We start from the raw sequence: 24,129 nt of genomic DNA, 5'->3' as shown, positions 1-24,129 counted from the left end.
CGGCTCCGCAGCCGGCGGGCCGGGCCGTCGTGCTCAAGCCCGCCGCGCCCAAGCCGCAGGCCGCCGTTCCGCAGGCTCCCGCCGCCCTGGCCCCGCCGCCGGTCATGGCCCAGGTGCCGGCGCCGCTGACCGCCTCCGCCTCTCCGATGGCGGCGGGCGACAACGTCACCAAGCTGACCATGGTGCAGAAGCGGCGGCTGCCCATCACCCAGGCGCTCAAGCGCCAGTCGGTGATGCGGGTGCTGCGCGGCGAGGATGCCGACGCCGTCGCCCTGGCCATCGGCATCAGCCGCGCCAAGCTGGACGATTGGGTGGACAAGTTCATCGCCGCCGGTGCCGGCGCCTTGTCCACCAGCCGCAAGCGCAAGTCCGAGGAACTGACCGTCGACACCCTGCGGGCCAAGCTGGCCGAGGTCCTGGCCACCGCCCAACTGATCGAGCAGGTGATGGAAGCCTCGCTGCCCCGCCGCCCCATGATGCTGGCCGCCCCCCAGGAGGCCCCGCCCCAGACCCCGACGCGCCGCACGCGCAAGAAGCAGGTCTGATCCCCCTTTTTCCGGCTTCGTCCCTCCGGCCGGCCGGGCCTATGCTGGCGGCATCGCCCCAGTCATCGGGAGGGCGGCCATGATCAAAGCGCTTCTCCTTCTCCTGTCCCTGACGTTTGCCGCTCCGGTCGCCGCGCAAGACATGCCGGTCGCCACCGTGGTGATCTTCGACGCCGTCTGCCTGACCTGTCACGAGGGAGAGTGCAGCGGCCGGATGGCCCTGCGCATCGAGCGGGGCGACGAGGGGCTGGCCGGCCATGTGGCCAGCTATGCCGGCCGGCAGGACGACGGCACGGTCAGCCGGCTCAAGACCCTGATGGGCCGGCTCAAGACCGAGTGCCGCCTGCCGCCGCCGCCGGTGGCGGTGCCCGCCGACGGCATCTGGGAGCCCGCCGCCCTGGCGCCGCTGACCCTTGCCGACCGCCAGCGGGTGTTCCTGCCGCTCGGCCGGCTGCAGCCCGGCGCCCATTCCGTCTCGTTCCGTCTGGACGAGCCCCAGCGGCTGCGCCTGCAGGTGGTGGCCGACAGCTTCGACATCGTGCTGGACGAGGAGGACAACATCGGGCCGGTGGACCGCCGCGTCCGCTGGCGGGTGGACGAGCCCGGCGAATACTTCCTGCGCATCATCGCCCGCCGCCCCATGGGCGCCCTGCATATCGGGCCATGAGCCGTCCGGCCCCACCCGCCCGGGCAACCAAGCGGGTGTGGACGAACGGGCGCGCATGGACTAAGAATTATGACTGTAATCAAGAAAAGGTGGGGGGAGCCGGTCGCGGCGGGTCGCTGCGGCTTTGTTTCCGTGTGAAGGTCAATTGGTGGATCGGATGCGTATGACGGCCCAGAAGAGTGACGAAAGCGCCCTGCCGCTGATCGGTATCTACGAGATCAGCAAGATTCTCGGCGCCACCCTGGATCTGGACAAGGCGCTCCACGACGTCCTCAACGTGCTGTCGTCGTACCTCAACATGCGCCACGGCGCCGTGGTGCTGAAGGACGAGGCGGGCCAGCCCCATCTGGCCGCCGTCACCGGCATGTCGTTGCGCCTGGCGCGCGAAGGCGTCCTCAAATATCCCTTCCAGGCGGTGGAGAAGGTGGTGTCCACCGGCATTCCCATGGTGGCGCCCGACGCCGCCGAGGAACCGCTGCTGGCCGAATACATCGCCGAGAACGACGACGGGCTGGAGGGCGAGCGGGTATCGTTCTTCTGCGTGCCCATCAAGACCACCGAAAAGCCGTTCGGAGCGCTTTCGGTCGAGCGCTCGTGGGACGACAGCGCCCAGTACGTGTTCGAGCACGACCTGCGCTTCCTCACCATGGTCGCCACCCTGATCGGCCAGACCGCCAGCCTGCACCGCAAGCTGGCCAGCGACCGCGAGACCCTGATGACCGATTCCGCGCGGCTGCACAAGCGCATGGCCGAGGTCCGCCCCAGCCTGCCCATCCGCGGGCTGGAGGACGTGGTCGGCACGTCCGAGGCCATGGCCCGCGTCTTCGCCCAGGTGCAGCAGGCCGCCCCCACCAAGGCCACCATCCTGCTCAGGGGCGAAAGCGGCACCGGCAAGGAACTGGTGGCCCGCGCCGTCCATATCCTGTCGGCCCGCGCCCAGAAGCCCTTCATCAAGGTCAATTGCGCCGCCCTGTCGGAAAGCGTGCTGGAATCCGAACTGTTCGGCCATGAGAAGGGCGCCTTCACCGGCGCGGTGGCCGAGCGCAAGGGCCGCTTCGAGCTGTCCACCGGCGGCACCCTGTTCCTCGACGAGATCGGCGAGATTTCCTCCAACTTCCAGGCCAAGCTGCTGCGCGTGCTGCAGGAGGGCGAGTTCGAGCGGGTTGGCGGCAACAAGACCGTCAAGGTGGACGTCCGCCTGATCGCCGCCACCAACCGCGACCTGGAGGCCGGGGTGGCCGACGGCTCGTTCCGCGCCGACCTCTATTACCGCCTCAACGTGGTGCCGATCTTCCTGCCGCCACTGCGCGAGCGTTCGGGCGATATTCCGCTGCTGGCCATGTACTTCCTGAAGCAGTTCAACGAGGAGAACGGCCGGGCGATGGCCTTTTCCCACAACGCGCTGGAAGCGCTGCAGCGCTGTTACTTCCCCGGCAACGTGCGCGAGCTGGAGAACTGCGTCTACCGCACCGCCACCATGACCAAGGGCGAGGTCATCGACGAGATGGACCTGTCGTGCAAGCAGGACACCTGCCTGTCCTCGACCCTGTGGCACAAGCGCAATCCCGGCGACAAGGCCGCCCCCACCCTCAGCCCCCCCATCCCGGTGCCCACCGGCCCCATGGCCGCGCCGCCCGCCGCCGCCGCTTCCGCGCCGCCGCCGGTCCCCGCACCGTCCGTTCCCGCCGCCGCTGCCGATGACGAGGATTTGCCCGAGCGCGAGCGCCTGGTCCAGGCCATGGAGCGCTGCGGCTGGGTCCAGGCCAAGGCCGCCCGTCTGTTGGGCCTCACCCCCCGGCAGATCGGCTACGCCCTCAAGAAGCACAACATCGAGATTCGACAGCTGTGACGATCAAGACCCCGCTGCTGCCCTTTCCGCTGACCATCTGCGGCATCGACGAACTGCCGGCCCATGCGGCGGCGGGGGTCAGCCATGTGGTGACCATCCTCGACCCCGAATGGCCGGACCCGGAGCATTTCACCCTTTATCCGCCCCACGCCCGCACCATCTGGCGCTTCCACGACATCGTCAATCCGCAGGACGGACAGACCCCCGCCACCGCCCGCGACGTGGAGGCCATCCTGGAATACGGCGAGGGGCTGAAGGCTGAAATGGTGGAGCATCTGCTGATCCACTGCCACATGGGCATTTCGCGCTCCACCGCCACCGCCATCATCCTGATGGCCCAGCGCAATCCCGGGCGCGAGGCCGATTCCTTCGCCCATCTGGCGGCCATCCGCCCGTTCTCGTGGCCCAATTCGCGCATGGTGCGCATGGCCGACGAGATGCTGGACCGCCGGGGCGCCCTGGTCGAGGCCATGCGCCTGCACCACCATTGTGTAGCCAGGGGCTATCCCGACAAGATGTCCTATCTTCGGGCCAGCGAGCGCGCCGCCGAGGTTCCGCCGGAAGAGTGAGGCTTCAGTCCCCGGTCCGCAGTTCGGGCGGGGCGCGGAAGCTGAAATGGGCCGGCGCCGCCATCACGGCGGCGCGGGTGCGGGCGAAGGCGGCCTTCAGGTCCTCGGGCAGGCGGTTCTCGCCGCCGGCGGCGCGGGCGATCTCCACCAGGGAGGGCGCCCCCTTCTCGCCGCCGGTCACCGCCAGGGCATGGCTCTTGGCGGCGAACATCAGATCGTGGATCAGGGTGCGCTTGTTGGCCGCCACCGCCTGACGCGCTCCGGCCAGGGCCGCCTCGGCGCCCAGGGCGGCGAACAGGGTGACGCGGTGATGGGGGTCGATGCCCGACGGCGACAGGTGGCCGTAGGCCGACAATTCCACCTCGACGGCGCCCTTCAGTTCGCGGGCCAGGGTGCGGATGGCGGCGCGGTAATCGGCATAGGCCTCCAGCACCGCTACGATGGCCCCGGTATCGGCGGGCAGCACGATGTTGATGTCGGTGGACGTGCTCCACGGCTTCAGCTTGCCGGGCTGGACGACGCGCGCCCTGGTGCGGGCCAGGTCGGGGGCGCCTTCGCGGATGGCGCGGAAGGTCTCCATCTCGGCGCCCGACGAGAAGCCGACGCCGAAATCGATCATCACGCCGCCGATGGTCTCGGTCTCGGGGTCGAGCAGGCTCATCAGCACGTCGTCGATGGACAGTTCCGACCAGCCGGTCAGGCAGGCCAGCATGTCGGCGCCGGCGTATTCGCAGGATTGCAGTAGCCCCTGCGCCTTGGAGCGGGCCGGCTCCTCCGCGTGCTCGATGAAGGTTTCCAGCGAATCGCGGCTGACCAGCTCGATGCCGTTCAGCACCGTCTCGCCGCCCTCGCCGGTGACGCGGCCGCCGGCCTCGGGCAGGGTGATGCGGGTCCAGGGGCGCAGCCAGGCCAGCAGCCCGGCGATGGTGTCCACGTCCGACCCCTGCACCGGCAGCACCAGCCCGAATTCGCCGGTCGGCACCAGGACGAAGCGGAAGCGGGCGGCGGCGACCATGCCGGTCCAACCCTGCAGGCCCTGGACGCCGGCCAGGGCCTCGCCCTCGACCATGCGCGGCGCGTCGCCGCCGTCGGCCAGGCAGACGGCGTCCAGGGTGCCGAGCGGCGAAAGACGCAGCGGCCCCATGCCGCCGGTGGCTACCACGCCGCCGACGAAGGCCGAGGCGATGCTGGTCAGGTCGATCAGGACGCGGGCGTTGGGGCCGACCGTCCCGGCCAGGGCGGCGTTGACCTGGGTGAAGGTCAGCCCGGCACCCGCCGAGACCAGCCCGTTCTCGGCGTCGATGGCCACCTGATGGGTCTTGAGTTCGGCCAGCGGCGTCTGGGCGGCCACCATCTCGGCGGCCAGCGCCCCCTTGGGGCGGATGGCGACGATGCCGGCGAAACCGGCGATGCCGTCGTCGTGATAGTCGTAGGACCCGATGGCGCTGGTCAGCCCCCCGGCCGGCATCACCGCCCAATTGGCGCGCACCGCCTCGGCCACCGCCAGGGCGACGTCGTGGGTGGCGAGCAGGCGGGCCTTGACGGGCTTGCCGCCGTCGTCGGTCAGTTCCGCCTGGGGCAGCGAGGAGAAGTCGATGGAAGCGCTCATGATCCGCGGAATTCGGGTGGTGCGGGCCCTCCCATAGCACTTCCGGCACAGGAATTGATACTCCCCGAAGGGGCGGGATGGGTCATGACGGCCATGCGCATCTTGGAATTCTTCGCCTCCGCCCTCATCTTGGCATCATGCCCGATGGAGAAAAGCGTCTCAGCGTCACCGTTCTGTCCGCCATCTCGGAGGTGGAGGCCGCCGCGTGGGATGCCTGCGCCGGCACGGATAATCCCTTCATCCGCCATGCCTTTCTCGACGCCATGGAGCGCTCCGGCTCGGCCTCGCCGCGTACCGGCTGGCAGCCCCGCCATCTCCTGGTGCGCGACGGCGAGGGACGATTGCTGGCGGCGGCGCCGCTTTATCTGAAAAGCCATTCCTTCGGCGAATACGTCTTCGACTGGAGCTGGGCCCAGGCCTACGAGCGGGCGGGCGGCGCGTATTACCCCAAGCTGCAATGCGCCGTGCCCTTCACGCCGGTCACCGGGCCGCGCCTGCTGGTCCTGGCCGGCGAGGATGGCCCCAGGCTGAGGCGGGTGCTGGCATCCTCCATGGTGGATCTGGCCCGCCGCCTGGGCGCCAGTTCGGTGCACGTCACCTTTCCCTCCGAGGGCGAGTATGAAGGGCTGGGCGAGGCGGGCTGGCTGCAACGCCTGGGCAGCCAGTATCACTGGCGCAACGACGGCTATCGGGGTTTCGACGACTTCCTGGACCGCCTGTCGTCCCGCAAGCGCAAGCAGATCCGCAAGGAGCGCGAGGCGGTGGCGCGCTCCGGCGTCCGGCTTTCCACCCTGGTGGGCGGCGACGTCAAGGCGCGGCACTGGGACGTCTTCCACGCCTTCTATCAGGCGGTGGTGGATCGCAAATGGGGCCGCGCCTATGTCAGCCGCGCCTTCTTCGAGGAACTCTCGGCCTCGACCCTGGCCGACAGCGTGGTGCTGGTGTGGGCCGAAGCCGATGGCGAGCCCCTGGGGGCGGCCTTCAACATGCTGGGCGGGGACACCCTTTACGGCCGCACCTGGGGCGGCGGGCGGCATGTGGATTTCCTGCATTTCGAGGCGTGCTACTACCGTGCCCTGGACTTCGCCATCGCCCACGGTCTCGCCCGCGTCGAGGCCGGCGCCCAGGGTGAGCACAAGGTCAGCCGGGGCTATCTGCCGGTGGCCACCTATTCCGGCCACTGGATCGCCGATCCCGGTCTGGCCGAGCCGGTGGCGCGCTATCTCGCCCACGAGCGCGCCCTGGTGGCCGAGGACATCGCCGAGCAGGCGGAGGAAGGGCCTTTCCGCAAGGGGTGAGGGTTGATTAAACTGCGGCCCTGACCACCGTGGGAGACGAGACTTGGCCGCTGAAGGCCCGACGCCGGACCAGAAGGCCGATTATCTGGTGCGCAAGCTGGAACAGACCATCCGCGACAACCGGACGGTCAAGGGCATGTCGTTCAGGACCTGGCAGGCCATCGCCAGGGAAGAGATCGTCAACGCCATGCGCGAGCACGAGAAGCGCCAGATGCGCCATGACCAGACGGTCAACCGGCTGGTGCTGGCCTCGGCCTCGTCGCTGGTGACCATCGGCTTCTGGGGCGCCATGGTGGCGGTCAACAGCGCCTATGGCGGGGTGGCGGCGATCATCGTGCTGGTGGCCGGCGCCGCCCTGTTCTTCGTCACCGCCGATTGGGGCGTCAAGCGCTTCACCTCCAGCTACAACAAGCACAAGCGGGTGGAGCGCCTCGCCCATATCGAGGATTTGGACAAGCGCATCAAGCGCATGGAACACGACATGAAGAAGAAGGCCGACCGCCTGAAGGAAACCCAGGCCAAGCTGGGGGAGATCGAGGTGTGAGGCGGTTCGGCCTCGTTTGAGGGCGTCATCCCGAGCGTGGGCGAGGGATCTCCGCCTGGAGCATTGTTTCAATGTCGGAAATGCCGTTCCAGGACAAGATTCCTCCTCCCGCGGCTCGGCGGAATGACAGATTCCGTATTCTTTTCGCCCTCCTTCTCATCCTTGCCCTCGGCCTCGTCTCGCCGCCCGGCCGCCGGGTCTTCGACACCATCCGCCTGATGGCCGCCCTGGGCGGTTCGCCGCCGCCCGTCGCCGTCCGGCCGCTGGAATACGCCGGCGGGCGGGCCGATCTCCATGGCGAGAGCGGGCCGGTGCTGGTGCTGCTGCCCGGCGCCGCCGTGGCGGGCAAGGACGATCCCCGGCTGGTCCGCTTCGCCGCCGCTTTGGTGGGGGCGGGGTGGCGGGTGATGGTGCCCGATCTGCTGGGGGCCAGGGCGCTGACCCTGTCGGCCGCCGATGCGGGCGAGGTGGCCCTGGCGGTGCGCCACGCGCCGGGGGACAGGGTGGCGATGGCCGCCATCTCCTATGCCGCCATCCCGGCGGTGCTGGCCGCCCTGGAGCCGGACGTGGCGGCCAGGGTGGCGGTCATGGTGGCGGTGGGGCCGCCCTACGACGCGCGCCGGGTGATCGGCTTCTTCACCACCGGATACTGGCGGGGGCAAAGGCTGGAGCCCAACGCCTACGGCAAGTGGGTGTTCGTGGCCAGCAATGCGCGGCGCCTGAGCGACAGCGGCGACCGCACCCTGCTGGAGGCCGTGGCGCGCCGCCGCATGGGCGATCCGGAGGCGGGCATCGGCGACCTGGTCGGGCGGCTGGGGCCCCAGGGAAAAGCGGTGATGGCGCTGCTCGACAATGCCGATCCGGCACGGGCACCCGGCTTGATCGACGGCCTGCCGCCCGGCATCGCCGACGAGATCGGCCGCCTGGACCTCGCCGCCCGCGACCTGTCGGCCTTCGCTCCGGAGGTGCTGGTCATCCACGGCGCCGACGACCGCATCGTGCCGGTGGGCGAGGGCGAGGCCCTGGCGGCGGCCCTGCCCCATGGCCGGTTCTACCGCCTGGGCAATCTCGCCCATGCCGATCTCTCCGCCGCCGGCCTTGCCGATGGCTGGACACTGGGCCGCGCCGTCTACCGCCTGCTGGAGTGGCGCGACCGGATGGGGTAGAAGTCGGGCCATGAGCCTGTCTTCTCCCTTCGACGTGATCGTCATCGGCGCCGGTGCCGCCGGGCTGATGTGCGCCGCCATCGCCTCGGCGCGCGGCCGGCGGGTGGTGGTGCTCGACCACAACGACCAGCCGGGGCGCAAGATCCTCGTCTCGGGCGGCGGCAAGTGCAACTTCACCAACCGCGCCGTCACCCCCGCCCAATACCTGTCGGCCAATCCCCATTACGCCACCTCGGCGCTGAAGCGCTATGGTCCCGCCGATTTTCTCGACCTGATAAAGCGCCACCGCATCGCTTTTCACGAGCGCGAGCACGGCCAGCTGTTCTGCGACAATTCGGCCGGCGACATCGTCGCCATGCTGCTGTCCGAATGCGGGGCGGGGGGCGCGGAGATAGTGCTGGAGGCCAAGGTCGGCGCGGTGACCGGCGACGGCCCCTTCCGGGTGGCGACCAGCCGGGGAACCTACGAGGCCGCCGCCCTGGTGGTGGCTACCGGCGGGCTGTCGCTGCCCAAGATCGGCGCTTCCGGCTTCGCCCATGCCCTGGCCGGGCGCTATGGGCTGTCGGTGGTGGCGCCGCGGCCCGGCCTGGTGCCGCTGACCTTCACCGGAGCCGATCTCGCCCTGATGCGCGATCTGGCCGGCATCGCCGTTCCCGCCGAAATCCGCTTCGGCAAGGCCCGCTTCCGCGAAGCCCTGCTGTTCACCCATCGCGGCCTGTCGGGACCGGCGGTGTTGCAGATCAGTTCCTATTGGCTGACCGGTCAGTCTATAATGGTCGACCTGTTGCCTGGCCAGGATGCCGCCGCCCGCCTGCTGGAGCGCAAGGGCCAGCGGCCCAACGCCCAGGTTGAGACCATCGTCGGCGAACTGTTGCCCGCCCGGCTGGCCCGCGCCCTGGCGGAGCGGGCGGGTTTATTAGGGAGACCGATCGGTCAGTCGACCAACGCCGCCCTGGCCGGGCTGGCCCGCCTGTTGTCCGAATGGCCGCTGGTGCCGGCGGGCAGCGAGGGCTACCGCACCGCCGAGGTCACCCTGGGCGGCGTGGATACCGCCCATCTGTCATCCAAGACCATGGCGGCCAAGTCCCATCCCGGCCTGTCCTTCGTCGGCGAGGCGGTGGACGTGGCCGGCTGGCTGGGCGGCTACAATTTCCAGTGGGCGTGGTCGTCGGGCTGGGTGGCGGGGATGAGCGTGTAGCGGGCTCGCCTACAGCGCCAGTCCCAGCCGGGTCCCTTCCTCGAAGGCGGCCAGCGCATCCAGTTTGGACGCGTCGCGGGCGCCGCCGATCAGCTGGACCTCGCGGCCCAGGGCCTTCAACTCGTCGGCCAGATCGCGGCGCGGCTCCTGGCCGATGCAGACGATGACGGTGTCGGCCTCGACCAGCCTCTCCTCGCCGTTGACCGTGATGTGCAGCCCCTTGTCGTCGATGCGTCGGTAGGCGACGCCCGCCAGCATGTCCACATGGTGGCGCTGCAGGTGGGCCTTGTGAATCCAGCCGGTGGTCTTGCCCAGCGCGGCGCCGGGGCGGTCGGCCTTGCGCTGGAGCATGGTGATGGCGCGGCGGGCCGGCGGCGGGGCTACCGGCTCGGCCAGACCGCCGCGCGCCGTGAAGGCGCGGTCGATGCCCCATTCGGCGTTGAAGTCGGTCTCGTGATCCTCGCCCACCAGATAGAGGGCCACATCGAAGCCGATGCCGCCCGAGCCCAGGATGGCCACCCGGGCGCCCGCCCGCTTGCGGCCCGACAGGATGTCCTCGTAGCCCACCACCATCGGGTGGTCGGCGCCCGGCAGGTCCAGCCGGCGCGGCCGGATGCCGGTGGCCAGCACGATGCGGCCATAGGGGGCGAGGTCGCGGGCGGTGGCGGGGCGGCCCAGATGCAGCTCCACCCCGACCTTTTTCAGGGCCTGGGCGTAATAGGCGGGGGTGGCGAGGTATTCCTCCTTGCCCGGCACGGCGCGGGCCAGGATGAACTGGCCTCCCAATTCCTGGGCGGCGTCGAACAGGGCGACGTCATGGCCGCGCCGGGCGGCTTCCAGGGCGCAGGCCATGCCGGCCGGACCGCCGCCGACCACGGCGACGCGCTGGGTCTCGCAGGGACGGCGCGACTGGAACTCGCCTTCCCGCCCGGCGCGGGGATTGACCAGACAGGTGGCGGCGCCGCCGGTGAAGATGGGATCGAGGCAGCCCTGGTTGCAGCCGATGCAGGCATTGATGGCCTCCGTCTCGCCGGCCGCCACCTTGGCGGCGAAGGCGGGATCGGCCAACAGGGGCCGCGCCATGCTGACCATGTCGCACTGGCCCTCGGCGATCAGGGATTCGGCCAGATCGGCGGTCTTGATGCGGTTGCTGGCCGCCACGGGAATCCCCACCATCGCCTTGACCCGGGCGGTGGCCCAGGCCCAGGCGCCCTGGGGCACGGTGTGGGCGATGGTGGGAACGCGGGCTTCGTGCCAGCCGATGCCGCTGTTGATCAGGTCGCAGCCCTCGGCCTCGATGGCCCGGGCCACGGCCACCACTTCGTCGGCGGCGAGGCCGTCCTCCACCAGGTCGATCATGGACAGCCGCACGCTCATCATGGCGCGCTCCCCCAGGGCGGCGCGCACCGCGCGGACGATCTCCACCAGGAAGCGCATGCGGCCGTGCAGGTCGCCGCCCCAGCGGTCGGTGCGCTTGTTGGTGCGCAGCGCCAGGAACTCATTGATCAGGTAGCCCTCCGAGGCCATCACCTCGACCCCGTCATAGCCCGCCTGCACGGCCAGCCGGGCGCAGCGGGCGAAATCGGCGATGGTCCGCTCGATCTCGGCATCGGAGAGCTCGCGCGGGGCCTGGCTGTTGATGGGGGCGCGGAGGGGCGACGGCGCGACGATGTCGGCGGCCCGCGAATAGCGGCCGCAATGGAGGATCTGCATGATGATCCGTCCGCCCTGGGCATGGACGGCCTGCGTCACCAGCCGGTGGCCGGGCAGCTCGGCCTCGGAGGTCAGCACGGTGCCGTCGGGGCCGAAACTGCCCTGCGGATTGGGCGCCACGCCGCCGGTGACGATCAGGCCGATGCCGCCCCGGGCGCGCTCGGCATAGAAATCGGCCAGCCGGGGCCAGGCGTCGGGCAGCCCCTCGAAACCCAGATGCATGGAGCCCATGATCATGCGGTTGGGCAGCGCGACCCCGCGCAGCGTGATGGGCGACAGCAGATGGCGGTGGCGCATGGCGGCCCTCATAATGGCATTACGGTACCATTATGCCGGATGTGATGCGGGGCGCAATGTTTTGAGCGGTTCGAAAAGAATCAGTCCCGGATGCCGAATTCCCGCCACAGCCGGGTCAGGGTACCGTCCAGGTCCATGGCGGACAGCATCCTGTCCAGTTCGGCCGGCGTGACGGCGGCGCCCTGGCGGATCAGGGCGCGGTGGGCGTAGCGCTGGTCGAAGCGTTCCGACACCAGCAGCTTGTCCCGGGCCTCGGGCCGGCTTTTCAGCCAGCGCTTGAGATAGGCGTCGGTGACCACCGCCACGTCGCCCCGATCCTTGAGGATCGCCTCGATGCTGGCGGCATTGTCGCGGACCAGGGTCATGCGGAAACGCGATGCCAGGACGGCGGGGTCGGCCTCGAAATTGGCGAAGCCGTAATGATAACCGATCAGCCCCACCATGCGCCTGGCCGTGAGGTCGGCGAAATAGTCCTGGCCGCGCCCCGGCCGGGCCAGGGCGACATAGAGTTCGCCGCCGTCGAGGAAGACGCGGGACGCCTGGACCGGCAGCTTGCGCTCGGTCCATCCCCAATCGGGGCTCTCGAACAGGATGACGTCGAACTGGCCGGTTTCCAGATCCTTGTAGCGGCGGTTGGGCGAGGTCGGGACGAACTGGAAGGTGAAGCGGTCCTGATGGGCGTTCAGGGCCTCGATCAGGCGCAGCGCCAGTCCGTCCGGCTGGCCCGCCGCATTGGTTTCGACGAAGGGGGCGAAGGGGTAGCCGCCCACTTTGACGACCTGCCCGGCCCAGGCGGGCAAGGCCGCCATGATCCCCAGGATGACGAGACAAACCCTCAGCATCGATTCTCTATCCGCCTCATTTCGGCGCGACTCGAAGCACCGTGTCACATCCCAAGCACTATGCCCGAGGGAGGGGGGGAGTGGGAAAGGGGGCTGAGCCTTCAGGCGAGGACGCGGTTCCGGCCGGCGGCCTTGGCGCGGTACAGCGCGATGTCGGCGCGGGCCAGGATCTGGTCGACGGCGGTTTCTTCGGCGGCGCGCTCGGCGACCCCCAGGCTGGCGGTGATGCGCAGCGGCGGCACGCCGTCGCCCACGGGGCGAGGGCGGACGGCGGCCACCGCCTGACGCAGGCGCTCGGCCACCAGCATGGCGCCGGCCAGCGGCGTCTCGGGCAGCATGGCGGCGAATTCCTCGCCGCCCAGCCGGCCGAAGGAATCGATCTCGCGCAGGTTGGCGCGGATGGCGGCGGTGGCCGCCTTCAGCGCCCGGTCGCCGACGGCGTGGCCGAAGCGGTCGTTGACCTGCTTGAAATGGTCGATGTCGATCATCAGCACGGAGACGAAGCCGCCATAGCGGCCCGACCGCTCCAGCTCCTGCTCGGCGGCGGTGAAGAAGGCGCGGCGGTTGAGGCAGCCGGTCAACTCGTCGGTGGTGGCCAGATGGCGCAGCTGGCTTTCCATACGCTTGCGCTCGGTGATGTCGGTGACGATGCCGATGGTGCCCACCGGCTCGTCGGGGGTGCCGCGGCAATCGCTGCGCACCATGCCCTTGCTGACCACCAGGGCCCGGGTGCCGTCCGCCCGCTCCAGCGAGGTCTCGAAGGACAGCCCGCCCGGCTCCCCCAGGAGCAGGCCGTCATCGGCCCGCCGGTCCAGTTCGGCCAGGGGCTGGGGCAGCACGGCATCGGCGGGCATGCCGTGCCAGTCCTCGGGCTCGACGGCGAACATCTCACGGAAGGCGCGGTTGTAGAGGCGCAGCGAACCGTCGGGGTCCTTGAACCACAGGGGATTGGGCAGCAGTTCCACCAGGCTTTCGGCGAAGCGCCGCGCCTCGTCCAGTTGGCAGGTGCGCTCGGTCACCCGGCGCTCCAGGGTCGAGGCCATGGCCTCGATGGTCGACAGGTGAATCCACGACCGCAATCCGCCGATCAGCGAGGTGAACAGCTTCTGGGCGGTCAGCTCGGTCTTGGAACGGTAGTCGTTGATGTCGTAGGCCAGCATGACGTCGCGCTCGGGGGCTTCGCCCGGCTGGCCGGTGCGCAGCACGATGGCCAGCCGGCGGTTGCCCAAATCGTCGCGCACGTGGCGGATCAGCGACAGTCCGGCGTCGGGGGTCTCCATCACCACGTCGAGCAGCATTACCGGAATGTCGGCGCGCTCGGCCAGCACGGCGCGGGCCTCGGCACCCGACATGGCGCTGATCACCTCGAAGCCCTTGCCCTGGAAGCTGAAATCGCGCAGCAGCACCCGGGTCATGGAATGGACGTCGGGATCGTCGTCCACCACCAGCACCGGCCAGGGGGCGGCGCCGTCGGCGGGACGCGGCCGTTCGGTCCGCCGCAGCGAAAGCCTGGGCTTTCCAGAGCCGCTGTTGTCCTGGTTGTTGCTCATTCTCTGATATTCTACCCAGGCCATTGGCCGCGCCACCGCCGGATTGAACCGGAGTGTGACGAATGGTTAGGGGCTGAGCGGCATCGAGAGGGTGAAGACGGTTCCGCCGCCTTCGGGCGATTCGGCGGCGACGCTGCCGCCCAGCGGGCCGGTCACCAGGTTGTAGACGATGTGCAGCCCCAGGCCCGAGCCGCCGCTGCCGCGCCGGGTGGTGAAGAACGGATCGAAGATGCGCCCCAGATGGTCCTCGGGCACGCCCTTGCCGTCGTCGGCGTAGACCAGCCGCACCGAGCCGGCCTCCTCCTGCTCCACCGTGATGGACAGGGTGCCCAGTTGGCCCGGGTCAAAGCCGTGGACCAGGGAGTTCATGATGAAATTGCCCAGTACCTGGGACAGGGCGCCGGGATAGCTGTCCATGACGATGCCGTCGGGACAGGCGAGGCGCACCGCGTGGCCGGCCTGGCGCAGATGGGGGCCCAGGCTGGCCAGGGTCTCGCGGATATAGGCGGCGAGGTCGAAGCGGCGGCGCTCCGACGAGGTGCGGTCCACCGCCACCTGCTTGAAGCTGCGGATCAGCTCGGCGGCGCGCTCCACATTGGACAGGATCAGGCCGGTGGTGTCCTTCACCGTGGCCATGAAGCGCTCGAAATCATCCACCGAGATGTCGTCGGCCTCGAACAGCTTGGCGATGGCGGCGGTGGAATCGGCCAGATGCGAGGCGCAGGACAGGGCGATGCCGACGGGGGTGTTGATCTCGTGGGCGACGCCGCCCACCAGGGCGCCGAGCGAGGCGAGCTTTTCCGCCTGGACCAGGGATTCCTGGGCGGCCTTCAGGCTTTCCAGGGCGTCCTCGGCCTCGGCCTTGCGCTTGCCCAGCTCCTGGTTGACCGAGGCCAACTGGGCCTGCAGGCGGTCCGACACGCGGACCAGGCGGCGCTGTTCGCGCACGCTGCGGCTATAGGCCTCGATCAGCGAGGCGATGCCGTCGCGTACCGGCCCCGGCGCCTGTTCCAGGCGGCGGCGCAGGTCTTCGGCCTGTTCGAGGCTTTTTTCCTCGGCGTCGAAGAGGTTGAAGCTACTCAACGCTCACCAGGTTGAAGGTCACGTGGCTGAGGTCCTCGCAGAAATCCTCGCCGAATTCCTTCATGGTGTCGTCGTCGGCGGCATAGAACCAGTTGACGGTCAGCCGGCAGCCGGCGTCCGCCGACTGGTCGAGCATCTGGAACATGTTCATCAGCGCCTTGGCGCTGGAACTGTTGAAATAGGTGAGGTCGAAGTCGAACGTCACCTCGCGGCCCCGCGCCGCGCCGAGGAAGGCCTCCAGGGCGGCGAAGATGGGGCCGAACACCGCCGAGGCGTCCTCGGGATAGGATTCGCCCTTCAGGCTGAGACGCCCGGCGGCGAAATCGAAATCCACCGCGGGCGAACGCTCGGTCGCCGCGATCTTCAGGTTGTCCATAAGCACCTCAGATACATACCTTCATGCAGAAGAAGAACTTCTGCTCGTCGATGGGGTCGAAATCGAATTCGATGGGCTCGCTGGCCCGCCGGGCGATCTCGATCAGGCCGATGGTGGCGCCCTTGCTCTGCTCCTCGGGGGCCTCGCGCAGCTGTTCCTTGTAGTAGGCCTTGATGGCGTCGCGGTCCATGGAGCGCAGCCGCTCCAGCCGTTCGCGCAGCCGGGGCTCGTCCGAGGCCAGCACCACGTTGGCGCAGACGATGAAGAAGCGGTCGTTCTCGGTGCCGATGGTCACCATGCCCGACGACAGCTCGATGGAGGCCGGGCCCTTGTCGCCCGACAGCTTCTCGGCGGAATAGCGGATGATGTTCTGGGCCTGCTCGACGAAGACCGAGAACACCTTCTTCACCGTGGTGACGTTGGCGTCCTCCAGCGTCATCTTCTGGCGCAGCGCGTTGCCCAGGGAATAGAGAATCTCCTCGGACAGATATCCCGAGAACGAGAAGATGATCCCGCGCTGGTCAAGGTCGTGCTTGAACGATCTGTAGTGCTTCGCAAGCATGCCGGCTACCTGTTGCCTTCGCCAAGATCATCGACCGTATCATCGGGGGCGGGGGCGCTCAAGCCGTCTTGCACCGGGTCGATGCCTTCGGCTCCCGGGCCGGGCGACGGACGCAGCCGCACGGTGAAGCGCGATCCCGCCCGGAGGCGGCTTTCCACCGCCACCGAGCCGCCATGCATCTCGACGATCTGGCGGACCATGTGCAGGCCGATCCCAGAGCCGGGGATACCCTTGGAATTGGCCGCGCGGTGGAAGCGCTCGAAGATGTTGGGCAGGTCGTCGGCGGGGATGCCCATGCCCTGGTCACTCACCGCGATGGACACGTCACCGCCGTCGCGGGCGGCGGCGACCGTCACGTCCGAACCGGCGGGCGAGTACTTCACCGCGTTGCCCACCAGGTTGTTGATCACCAGGGCGACCATGCCGGGATCGCCCCACACGGCCAGGCCGGGGGCGCATTCGGCGCGGTAGCGGTGGGTGGGCGCCGCCACCCGGTAGTGGGACAGGGTCACCTCGATCATCGGGCCGATGTCGAAGCTCTTCTCGTGCAGCACGATGCGGCCGCTGTCCAACTGCTCGTCGGCCAGGCAGGTGTCGATCAGCCCCAGCAGACGCTGCACTCCGCCGCGGATGGTGTCCAGGCGGGCAACTCCGCCGGGATCGCTCTTCTCCACCCGGATGCGCAGCATCTGGGCCGAGGAATCGATGATGGCCAGGGGCGTGCGGAATTCGTGGCTGACCATGGAGAGGAACTGGCGCAACTGGCCCTTGGCCTCGGTCTCGCGCAGCAGCGCCGTTTCGGCGCGGGTCTTGGAGCGGGCCAGGGCCTCGTTGCTCTCGCGCAGTTCGGCGGTGCGGTCCTCCACCTTGCGCTCCAGCGAGGCGTTGAACGCCGACAGCTCGGCGTTGAGGCGCTCGATGGTGGTGATGTCGCTCCAGGCGCGCAGCGCGCCCACCAGGGCGGTGAACATCTTCTGGGCGGTCAGCTCCGCCTTGCTCTTGTAGTCGTTGATGTCGTAGGCCAGCACCACGTCGCGCTCGGGGGCGTCGCCCGGCTGGCCGGTGCGCAGGATGATGCGGATGCGGTGGTTGCCCTGCTCCTCGCGGATGTGGCGGACCAGACGCAGGCCGGCATCGGGGGTTTCCATCACCACGTCCAGCAGCGCCACCGGAATCTCCGGCTGCAGGTCGAGGATGGCGGCGGCCTCGGCCGCCGAGGTGGCCTCGACGCATTTGAACGGGCGCCCCTGGTAGCTGAGGTCGCGCAGGATCACCCGGGTCATCTCGAGAACCTGCTCGTCGTCGTCGACGATCAGGATCGGCCACGGCGGAGCCGAGGGGGCGGGGGCTGAACGGTCGCCGCGCGGTTTGAGGGAGAGTTTGCGCGGACCCGCCATGGACTACCGCAGGCCGACCGGCGCCGCGAAGGCGTAGCCGACGCTGTGCACCGATTCGATGGGCAGCGGATGGCCGAAGGTCTGGTCGCCCTTGGCCCTGAGGCGCCGCACCATGGAATCCACCGAGCGGTCGGCGGGGTCCCAGCCGCGCTTGCCCAGCGCCCGGAAGATCTCGTCGCGCGATACCGGCTCGCCCGGCCGGGTGACCAGCAGCGAGACGAACACCCGTTCGTTGCCGGTCAGCTTGATGGATTTGCCGTCCGGGGCGATCAGGGTCCAGGTCAGCTGGTCGTAGATCCATTCGGTGGGCACCGCCGGGGCGGCGGGGGCGGCGGGCGCCTCCTGGGCCGGGCGCGCTTCCGCCGCCGGCGCGGCGGGCTGCGAGACCCGCATGCGCCGGGCCAGGGTGCGCACCTGGGCCTCCAGCTCGCGCAGTTCCACCGGCTTGACCATGTAGACGTCGGCGCCGACCTCCAGGCCGACCACCCGGTCGACGTTCAGCCCGCGCGCCGTCAGCATGATGATGCCCACGTCGGAATGGGAACGCAGCCGGCCGGCGATGGAGAATCCGCCCTCGCCCGGCAGGTTGATGTCGAGAATGATGATTTCGACGGGACGTTCGTCCAGGGCGCGGTCAAGTTCCTTGCCGTCGCCGCAGCCGATCACATCGTGCCCGCACGCCGAAAGATACTCGACCAGATCCGCCCGAAGAGGAGCTTCGTCCTCGACCACCGCGATCCGCGCCATGGGGTCAAGCCTCCAGAATGATTTCGACAGGAAAATCATAAACACCGAGTTACGTACAATAACAAGTCGTTGCACTATGTGATGCGGTGTATCGATTTTGGGGCCGCCCCAAGGCCGTGCTTATGCACAATCCAGGCGTGCCGCCCTCTTGGCCGGCCCTTGCTGCCGTCATATTTCATCATGGGCTGGAATGGGCATAGCCATAAGGCATATGGTTTTTAAAGGAATTATTCCAAAGAACCGGCCTGCCGGGAGGCGGGGCGGACGATCTTCGGATCGTAATCCTAGACAGCAGCGCCTCAGCGGCGGCGGGGCGTGCGGCTGCGCTTCAGCCGGGGCGGTGGGTCGGGGTCCTCGGCGGGGAAGCCGGGCGGCGGCACATCGGAGGGTGCCGGGACGGGTGGTGCCGGGATGGGTGGTGGCGGGGCAGGCGGCGGCAGGGCGGCGGGTGCCGCCGCCGGCTCCGTTTCGGCCGGCAGGGACAGGATCTGGGTGCTGAGAACCTCGACCGTCTGGAGCAGGGATTCCAGCTTGGCCTTGAGGTCGTCGAGGGAGGCGGCCTCCACCGCCGCCTTGGGCCGGGGGGGCTGGCGCGGCCTGGCCGCCTTGGCCTTGGGGGCCAGGGCCGAGGCGCCGCCGTTGCAAAACGAATCGAGCCAGCGGTCCACCAGGTCCGGCGTCGCCCCGAAGGCGGCGGCCACCTGCTCGCGGCTTTCCCCGGACAGCACCCGCATCACCGCCTCGGTCTTCTGGCGGTTGCCGAAGCGCTTGCGGAGCGGGACTGCCGGCACCGGCAGGCCGGCGGCGGCGCGGGGCGGCGGCTCCGCCGAGACCGCCTGGACCGGCGGCGGCGGGGTGGCGGTGGCGGAAATGCGCATGGCGGAAGGGCGCGGCGCCTTGGGGTCGGCGGACGGCCCCAGGGCCTGCATGATCTGGTCGAGGCCGGACCTGTCGGCGGCTCCCGGCGGCGGCAGGCCCGGCGGCGGCAGGGAAGCCGTTCCCTCCGGTCCCGGGCGGGGGGGTGGCGACAGGCGGGCGACCACCTTCTCGATCTCGGCGCGGGCGGCGGCGGCGGCCTCGGCCACCGGCCGGAACGGCACGCGCCGCTCGATCAGTTCCAGCAGGGTGGCCGAATCCCGGGCATAGGTTAGCGGCACCGAGGGATCTGCGCCCGCCGTGTGCTGGACGAAGCGCCGCACCCGCGCCGGAATGCGGCGCAGCAGCCCGGCGCGGCGGGTGGACAGCACCTTGAAGTCCATCACCTTGATCAGCAGGGCGCCGTGACGGCGGGGGTGGAGGTGCTCGAACAGGTACTCGACCAGTTCCACCTCGGCGAATTCCAGGATCAGGAAGCTCTTTTCCTGGGCCTGCCAGGTCAGGACGAAATCGCTGATCTCGGCCAGCTGGGCGGCCATCTGATCGGCGAACACCGCCGGATCGAGCATGGTCCAGGCCTTGCCGCTGGTCATTGGCAGGCGGCCGGGCCGGCCGAAATTGCGGGTCAGGTTGCGGGCCGCCGCCAGCAGCACCCGGTTGCCGGAATGCCGGGTGCCGCGCGGAAAGCAGTCGTGCAGCAGATCGGCTGCCTCGAAATCCAGGGCCGGCGGCGGATCGCCCAGCAGGCGGTCCAGGGATTGCAGGTTGCCGGGAACCACCACCTCGCCCTTTTCCGGCAACTGGCGCAGCGCCGAGCGCAGCCGGGCCAGGGCCGCTTCCGGGTCGAAGGGCGCGACCGCGTCCGGTTCGGACATGGCCGGGGGCAGCATGGCGGGCTCCATGCTGGCGGCCATGGAGGGGCGCCGGAACGACCCGGCCACCTGGGACAGGCCGCCGCGCAGGTGCTGCAGCAGGGCATGGCGCTCGGCGGGGTCGGCGAGATAGCGCCAACTGGCGGCCAGCCGGCCCAGGCCTCGGCGCAGCGGATCGAGCAGGGGGGCGGCGGCGGGTGGCGGGGGGCGTTCCGCCGCCTCGCTGGCGGTCAGCCAGCCGCCCTCGGCGGGCAGCGGCGGCGTGGCCTGATTGTCCGGCTCGGAGGCGGGAAGCATATGCGAATCCGCCTCGGGCCTGTCCGTCCGTTTCATCCCTGGGCAACCTCCATTCGGCGCGAACTCTAACCCAGGCATCAGGCAAGGTCCAATCGAACCCGTGATCGCCTTGCAAGCTCCTCCCTCGCTCGAATGTTATAACATAACACTCCTCTTGCATTTGGACCCGGGGACAGGTACACCTCGGGGGAGATGGTTCCTTGGGCCCGCCTTCGGGCTGGGCTCAAGGTGAAAAGGGAACGCGGTCCGGGGTCTGATCCCCAAGCCCGCGGCTGCCCCCGCAACTGTAGGCGGAGAGGAACCCGCCCCCTGGGAATGCCACTGGTTTCGGTCCCGACGTCCACCGGGGGGCCGTGTCCGACCGGGAAGGCTGGGGCCTGTTCCTTTGACCCGCGAGCCAGGAGACCTGCCATCACCGTCGCGTGCGCGCGCTCTTCCGGGCGGGGTGTTTCCGGATCGGGTGGATCTGCGCCGCTTTCTGTTTGGGTGGTTCCAATGAGTAAGAATGAACGTCGTATCACTGCATTGGCTGTCGCTGTCGGATTGTGTCTGGCTCCCGCCGCTTCGTGGGCCGATGAGGCCAAGGCGGAGGCGCCGAAGGGCCTGTGGGAGCGCGAGACGCTGACCGGCGACTGGGGGGGCTTGCGCTCCGGTCTGGAAGACCGGGGCGTCAAGGTGAACGCCGCCTATACCGCCGAGGCGTTGGGCAACGCCGCGGGCGGCATCAAACGCCGCGCCGTGGGCAACGCCCTGCTGCAGGTGGACGTGGACGCCGACCTGGAACAGGCGGTGGGCTGGAAGGGCGGCGCCTTCCACGTCACCGGGCTGCACATTCAGGGCCGTCAGCTGTCGGCCAATTTCATCGGCAACCTGATCCCGGTGCGCGACATCGAGGCGGCGCCCTCGACCCGGCTGTTCTCCCTGTGGCTGCAGCAGAGCGTGCTGGACGACAAGGTGTCGCTGCGCTTCGGCCAGTTGCCCATGCAGGAGGAGTTCTTCAACAGCGCGGTGGCCGCCAACCTGATCAATTCCGCCTTCGGCTGGCCGCCGTCCTTCGCCGCCAACCTGCCCTCGGGCGGCGGCGGCTATCCGCTGTCCAATCTCGGCGCCCGCCTCAAGGTCCAGGCCACCGACCGGCTGGCGGTGCAGGCCGGGCTGTTTACCGGCAACGTGGCGCCGGGCACCAATGCCGGCGGCGACGCCCAGAAGCGCAACCGCAGCGGCACCGACTACAATGCCGACGAACCGCCCATGTGGATGGGCGAGATGCAGTACGGCCTCAACCAGGGCAAGGGGGCGGCCGGCCTGCCCCAGATGGTCAAGCTGGGCGGCTGGTACTACAACGGCCGCGCCACCGACCAGCGCTGGGACATTTCCGGGGTGTCGCTGGGCAGCAATGCCGCCGGCTCGGCCAAGACTCACCGTGGCAACTGGGCGCTCTACGGCATCTATGACGGCATGCTGCTGCGCGAGGCGGGGACCGATGATCTCGGCCTGTCGGGCTTCTTCCGGGTCACCGCCCTGCCCGAGGACCGCAACCAGATGCCGTTCTATTTCGATGCCGGCCTCAGCTACAAGGGGCCGTTCGAGGGCCGTGACGACGACGTGGTGGCCCTCGGCTTCGCCTTCGGCCGCATGAGCCCGGCCCTGGCCGCCCGCGACGCCGACGCAAGGCGCTTCGGCACCGCCACGGCGCCCGACCATGATTACGAGGCGGCCGTCGAACTGAGCTACCGCTACCAGGTGACGCCGTGGCTGACCGTGGTGCCGGACGTCCAGTACGTGGTCCATCCGGGGGGGGGGCACCATCCTGCCGGAGAACTCCGGCAAGACCATTCCCGACGCCACGGTGCTGGGCCTGCGGACGGTGTTCAAGCTGTAGGTTCTTGCGGATTCCGAAGGCGTCGATTATACCTTGCGGGCGGAACCGGACGGGGGGTGACAACTCCTTGATTTTCAAGGCTCCGCCCGCAACCAGGGCTTATGACGAGCAGGAGAGACTTCGATGCAGGTCCGCATCTATCGCCCGGCCAAGACCGCCATGCAATCGGGCCGCAATGGCAACGCCAAGTCCTGGGTCCTGGAATACGAGCCGGCGGCTCCCAAGCAGCCCGACAACCTGATGGGCTGGCTGGGTTCGACCGACACCACCTCGCAGGTCCGCGTCAAGTTCGCCACCATGGAGGAGGCCGTGGCCTTCGCCAAGAAGAAGGGCCTGGACTACACGGTGGCCGTCGAGAACCCCCGCCAGCAGAAGCCCAAGAACTACTCCGATAATTTCCGCTTCGATAAGCTGGAATTCGGCCGCTTCTAGGCGGTCTCCCGGCGACGGCGGGCGCCCTTAGCTCAGTTGGATAGAGCAGCCGCCTTCTAAGCGGCAGGTCGCTGGTTCGAGCCCAGCAGGGCGCGCCATCGTCCTTGGCCGATGGCGCGCGAATCGCGTCAGTGCGGCAGCCGCAGCCAGCCGTAGCGCGCCGTCATGATGAAGGTGTCCTGCCACTGATTGGCGATCAGCGACACCTTATCGCCCGGCCGCGAATGCGGCGTGGCCCGCTCCAGATCCTCCAAAGCCGCCTTCAGCAGCGTGTGCGACGACGTCACGGTGACGGAATTGAGTTGTTCGGTCATGGCGTTCCCCACTCCAGGTCGTTTGGTTCTTCGCCGGAAACCCCGGAAAATTCGAAGCGACTGAATTGTAGCGATTCCAGAAGTGCGTCTGGTGCGTGCATTCGGGGGAGAAGCCACAGTGTTGGTATGAGTTTGTCAAATTCCATAAAATTGAAATGTACCAAGGGTTTAATACCATACTTTCGCCATCTGTGTTTCTCCCTAGGGTATTCTCCGTAGCGTCGGTGGAGGAAACGTGGCTGCCCAACAGGATGGGTGCGCCGGGCGGCGCGCCCTGGTAGACTGACTCTTCGTCCATCCGTAGGGGAAGCGCTCGTGAAGTCCGCCAGCAACGACCGCCGCATCGATGACCGCCACGAGGGCGAGGGACTGTTCATGCTGTTCGACGGCATCCTGGTCGAGGTCGTCGACATCTCCATCGGCGGGCTGAAGTTCCGGCGGCCGCCCGGTCTGCTCAACCACGGCTACCGCTTCACCTTCGAGTTGCGCTCGGCCTACGAGGACCCCAACCCGCTGGCCAAGGGCGTGGCCATGGTGCGTGCCCTGGGCCCCGACTGGGTGGCGGTGGAGTTCGTCCGCCCGACCTTCTCGCTGATGAAGGTGGTGGGGCGCCATATCGGCCGCCTGCTGGTCGGCCGGTCCCATCTGTTCAAGCACTGACCCGCCGTCCATGAAGCTCAACGCCATCGAGGCCGGAACCGGCGCCCCGGACGGGGTGCCGCTGCTGATCCTGCACGGATTGCTGGGTTCGGCCCGCAATTGGGGGGCGGTGGTCAAGACCCTGGGCGAGCGGCGCCGGGTGCTGGCGCTCGACATGCCCAACCACGGCGCCAGTCCGTGGAGCGAGGTCATGGACTATCCCTTCATGGCCCGCGAGGTGGCGGCGGTCATCGAGCACCTGGGCGGCCGGGCGGCGGTGATGGGCCATTCCATGGGCGGCAAGGCGGCTATGACCCTGGCACTGACCCGCCCCGAACTTGTGGAGCGGCTGGTGGTGGTGGATATCGCGCCGGTGTCCTACAACCATACCTTCGCCCCCTTCGTCAAAGCCATGCGCGCCGCGCGGCTGGCCGAGGCCGCGTCGCGCGGCGAGGTCGAGGCGGCCCTGGCCCGCACCGTGCTCGACAGGGGCGTGCGCGCCTTCCTGATGCAGAACCTGGAAGGCGGTGCCGGCGGCTATCGCTGGCGGCCCAACCTGGCGGTGCTCAATGCCCACATGCAGGACATCATGGAGTTCCCGGCCTTTCCCGACGGCACCCGCTATGGCGGCCCCGCCCTGTTCGTGGCGGGCGAGACTTCGGAATACGTCCGGCCGGCCTACCAGGAGGCCATCATCCGGCTGTTTCCCGAGGCCCGGACCGTGACCGTTCCCGGCGCCGGCCACTGGGTCCATGCCGACAATCCGGCGGCCTTCATGGCGGCCATCGGCGACTTTCTGTAATTC

At 69.1% G+C, this 24,129-nt stretch carries 23 protein-coding genes, 1 tRNA gene and 1 riboswitch; of the genes, 13 read left to right on the top strand and 11 right to left on the bottom strand.

What is annotated here, in order from left to right; genetic code table 11:
• The 4 genes from H261_RS25335 to H261_RS04260 form a co-directional block, all read left to right on the top strand.
• A partial coding sequence (locus tag H261_RS25335; protein WP_008614743.1) for a helix-turn-helix domain-containing protein occupies positions 1–545 on the top strand: 545 nt, incomplete at its 5' end.
• 79 nt (positions 546–624) lie between these two features.
• Positions 625–1,212 (top strand): hypothetical protein, encoded by a 588-nt coding sequence (locus H261_RS04270; RefSeq protein WP_008614742.1) that lies wholly within the window; start codon positions 625–627, stop codon positions 1,210–1,212.
• A 163-nt stretch (positions 1,213–1,375) separates the two neighbouring features.
• A complete protein-coding gene (gene nifA, locus H261_RS04265) occupies positions 1,376–3,061 on the top strand; it encodes a nif-specific transcriptional activator NifA (protein ID WP_008614741.1) in 1,686 nt (561 codons plus the stop codon).
• Entirely contained in the window at positions 3,058–3,630 is a 573-nt protein-coding gene (locus H261_RS04260) for a tyrosine phosphatase family protein (RefSeq protein ID WP_008614740.1), read from the top strand. The genes nifA and H261_RS04260 overlap by 4 nt, the downstream gene beginning before the upstream one ends.
• A gap of 4 nt (positions 3,631–3,634) precedes the next feature.
• Here the strand turns inward: H261_RS04260 and H261_RS04255 are convergent, their stop codons facing one another.
• Positions 3,635–5,239, bottom strand: coding sequence for an FAD-binding oxidoreductase (locus H261_RS04255; RefSeq protein ID WP_008614739.1), 1,605 nt, complete (start codon positions 5,237–5,239; stop codon positions 3,635–3,637).
• Positions 5,240–5,376: 137 nt separating this feature from the next.
• Between H261_RS04255 and H261_RS04250 the strand changes: the two genes are divergently transcribed.
• From H261_RS04250 to H261_RS04235, 4 genes are all read left to right on the top strand, one after another.
• Entirely contained in the window at positions 5,377–6,537 is a 1,161-nt protein-coding gene (locus H261_RS04250; RefSeq protein WP_008614738.1) for a GNAT family N-acetyltransferase, read from the top strand.
• Positions 6,538–6,580: 43 nt separating this feature from the next.
• Positions 6,581–7,081 (top strand): hypothetical protein, encoded by a 501-nt coding sequence (locus tag H261_RS04245; protein ID WP_008614737.1) that lies wholly within the window; start codon positions 6,581–6,583, stop codon positions 7,079–7,081.
• Positions 7,082–7,152: 71 nt separating this feature from the next.
• On the top strand, positions 7,153–8,247 hold the full coding sequence (locus H261_RS04240; RefSeq protein ID WP_008614735.1) for a hypothetical protein: 1,095 nt from the start codon (positions 7,153–7,155) through the stop codon (positions 8,245–8,247).
• Between the two features lie 10 nt (positions 8,248–8,257).
• A complete protein-coding gene (locus tag H261_RS04235; RefSeq protein ID WP_008614733.1) occupies positions 8,258–9,445 on the top strand; it encodes a BaiN/RdsA family NAD(P)/FAD-dependent oxidoreductase in 1,188 nt (395 codons plus the stop codon).
• A gap of 9 nt (positions 9,446–9,454) precedes the next feature.
• On the opposite strand, the gene H261_RS04230 is transcribed toward H261_RS04235, so the two are convergent.
• The 9 genes from H261_RS04230 to H261_RS04190 form a co-directional block, all read right to left on the bottom strand.
• A complete protein-coding gene (locus H261_RS04230; RefSeq protein WP_008614731.1) occupies positions 9,455–11,455 on the bottom strand; it encodes an FAD-dependent oxidoreductase in 2,001 nt (666 codons plus the stop codon).
• Between the two features lie 80 nt (positions 11,456–11,535).
• Positions 11,536–12,297, bottom strand: a complete 762-nt coding sequence (locus H261_RS04225) for a substrate-binding periplasmic protein (RefSeq protein ID WP_008614730.1) — start codon at positions 12,295–12,297, stop codon at positions 11,536–11,538.
• A 101-nt stretch (positions 12,298–12,398) separates the two neighbouring features.
• The gene (locus H261_RS04220) at positions 12,399–13,847 is read right to left on the bottom strand and encodes a sensor domain-containing diguanylate cyclase (protein WP_008614720.1); all 1,449 of its coding nucleotides are present in this window, start codon (positions 13,845–13,847) and stop codon (positions 12,399–12,401) included.
• 66 nt (positions 13,848–13,913) lie between these two features.
• Complete coding sequence (locus H261_RS04215) at positions 13,914–14,930, bottom strand: sensor histidine kinase (RefSeq protein WP_008614718.1); 1,017 nt, start codon at positions 14,928–14,930, stop codon at positions 13,914–13,916.
• Complete coding sequence (locus H261_RS04210; RefSeq protein WP_008614712.1) at positions 14,923–15,306, bottom strand: DUF1987 domain-containing protein; 384 nt, start codon at positions 15,304–15,306, stop codon at positions 14,923–14,925. The genes H261_RS04215 and H261_RS04210 overlap by 8 nt, the downstream gene beginning before the upstream one ends.
• Positions 15,307–15,313: 7 nt before the next feature.
• Complete coding sequence (locus H261_RS04205) at positions 15,314–15,868, bottom strand: SiaB family protein kinase (protein WP_008614697.1); 555 nt, start codon at positions 15,866–15,868, stop codon at positions 15,314–15,316.
• A 5-nt stretch (positions 15,869–15,873) separates the two neighbouring features.
• Positions 15,874–17,265 carry an ATP-binding response regulator gene (locus tag H261_RS04200; RefSeq protein ID WP_008614694.1) on the bottom strand — a complete coding sequence of 464 codons (1,392 nt, stop codon included), beginning with the start codon at positions 17,263–17,265 and terminating at the stop codon, positions 15,874–15,876.
• Between the two features lie 3 nt (positions 17,266–17,268).
• Entirely contained in the window at positions 17,269–18,012 is a 744-nt protein-coding gene (locus H261_RS04195) for a response regulator transcription factor (RefSeq protein ID WP_008614692.1), read from the bottom strand.
• Between the two features lie 299 nt (positions 18,013–18,311).
• Positions 18,312–20,057 (bottom strand): helix-turn-helix domain-containing protein, encoded by a 1,746-nt coding sequence (locus tag H261_RS04190; protein ID WP_235062863.1) that lies wholly within the window; start codon positions 20,055–20,057, stop codon positions 18,312–18,314.
• A gap of 176 nt (positions 20,058–20,233) precedes the next feature.
• Positions 20,234–20,485: riboswitch (cobalamin riboswitch) on the top strand.
• A 67-nt stretch (positions 20,486–20,552) separates the two neighbouring features.
• Between H261_RS04190 and H261_RS04185 the strand changes: the two genes are divergently transcribed.
• From H261_RS04185 to H261_RS04175, 3 genes are all read left to right on the top strand, one after another.
• Complete coding sequence (locus tag H261_RS04185; RefSeq protein ID WP_235062862.1) at positions 20,553–22,010, top strand: carbohydrate porin; 1,458 nt, start codon at positions 20,553–20,555, stop codon at positions 22,008–22,010.
• A 52-nt stretch (positions 22,011–22,062) separates the two neighbouring features.
• Entirely contained in the window at positions 22,063–22,371 is a 309-nt protein-coding gene (locus tag H261_RS04180) for an ETC complex I subunit (RefSeq protein WP_008614686.1), read from the top strand.
• Between the two features lie 21 nt (positions 22,372–22,392).
• Positions 22,393–22,469 (top strand) — tRNA-Arg (locus H261_RS04175).
• Positions 22,470–22,499: 30 nt separating this feature from the next.
• Here H261_RS04175 and H261_RS04170 read toward each other — a convergent pair.
• Positions 22,500–22,685 carry a hypothetical protein gene (locus tag H261_RS04170; RefSeq protein WP_008614684.1) on the bottom strand — a complete coding sequence of 62 codons (186 nt, stop codon included), beginning with the start codon at positions 22,683–22,685 and terminating at the stop codon, positions 22,500–22,502.
• A 315-nt stretch (positions 22,686–23,000) separates the two neighbouring features.
• Between H261_RS04170 and H261_RS04165 the strand changes: the two genes are divergently transcribed.
• A complete protein-coding gene (locus tag H261_RS04165; RefSeq protein WP_008614682.1) occupies positions 23,001–23,345 on the top strand; it encodes a hypothetical protein in 345 nt (114 codons plus the stop codon).
• Between the two features lie 10 nt (positions 23,346–23,355).
• Positions 23,356–24,126, top strand: a complete 771-nt coding sequence (locus tag H261_RS04160) for an alpha/beta fold hydrolase (protein WP_008614681.1) — start codon at positions 23,356–23,358, stop codon at positions 24,124–24,126.
• Positions 24,127–24,129 lie beyond the last annotated feature (3 nt).

This window comes from Paramagnetospirillum caucaseum, from assembly GCF_000342045.1.
GTDB lineage: Bacteria > Pseudomonadota > Alphaproteobacteria > Rhodospirillales > Magnetospirillaceae > Phaeospirillum > Phaeospirillum caucaseum.
The sequence above is the reverse complement of the archived record's forward strand: the minus strand, read 5'-3'. Positions and strand labels throughout refer to the sequence as shown.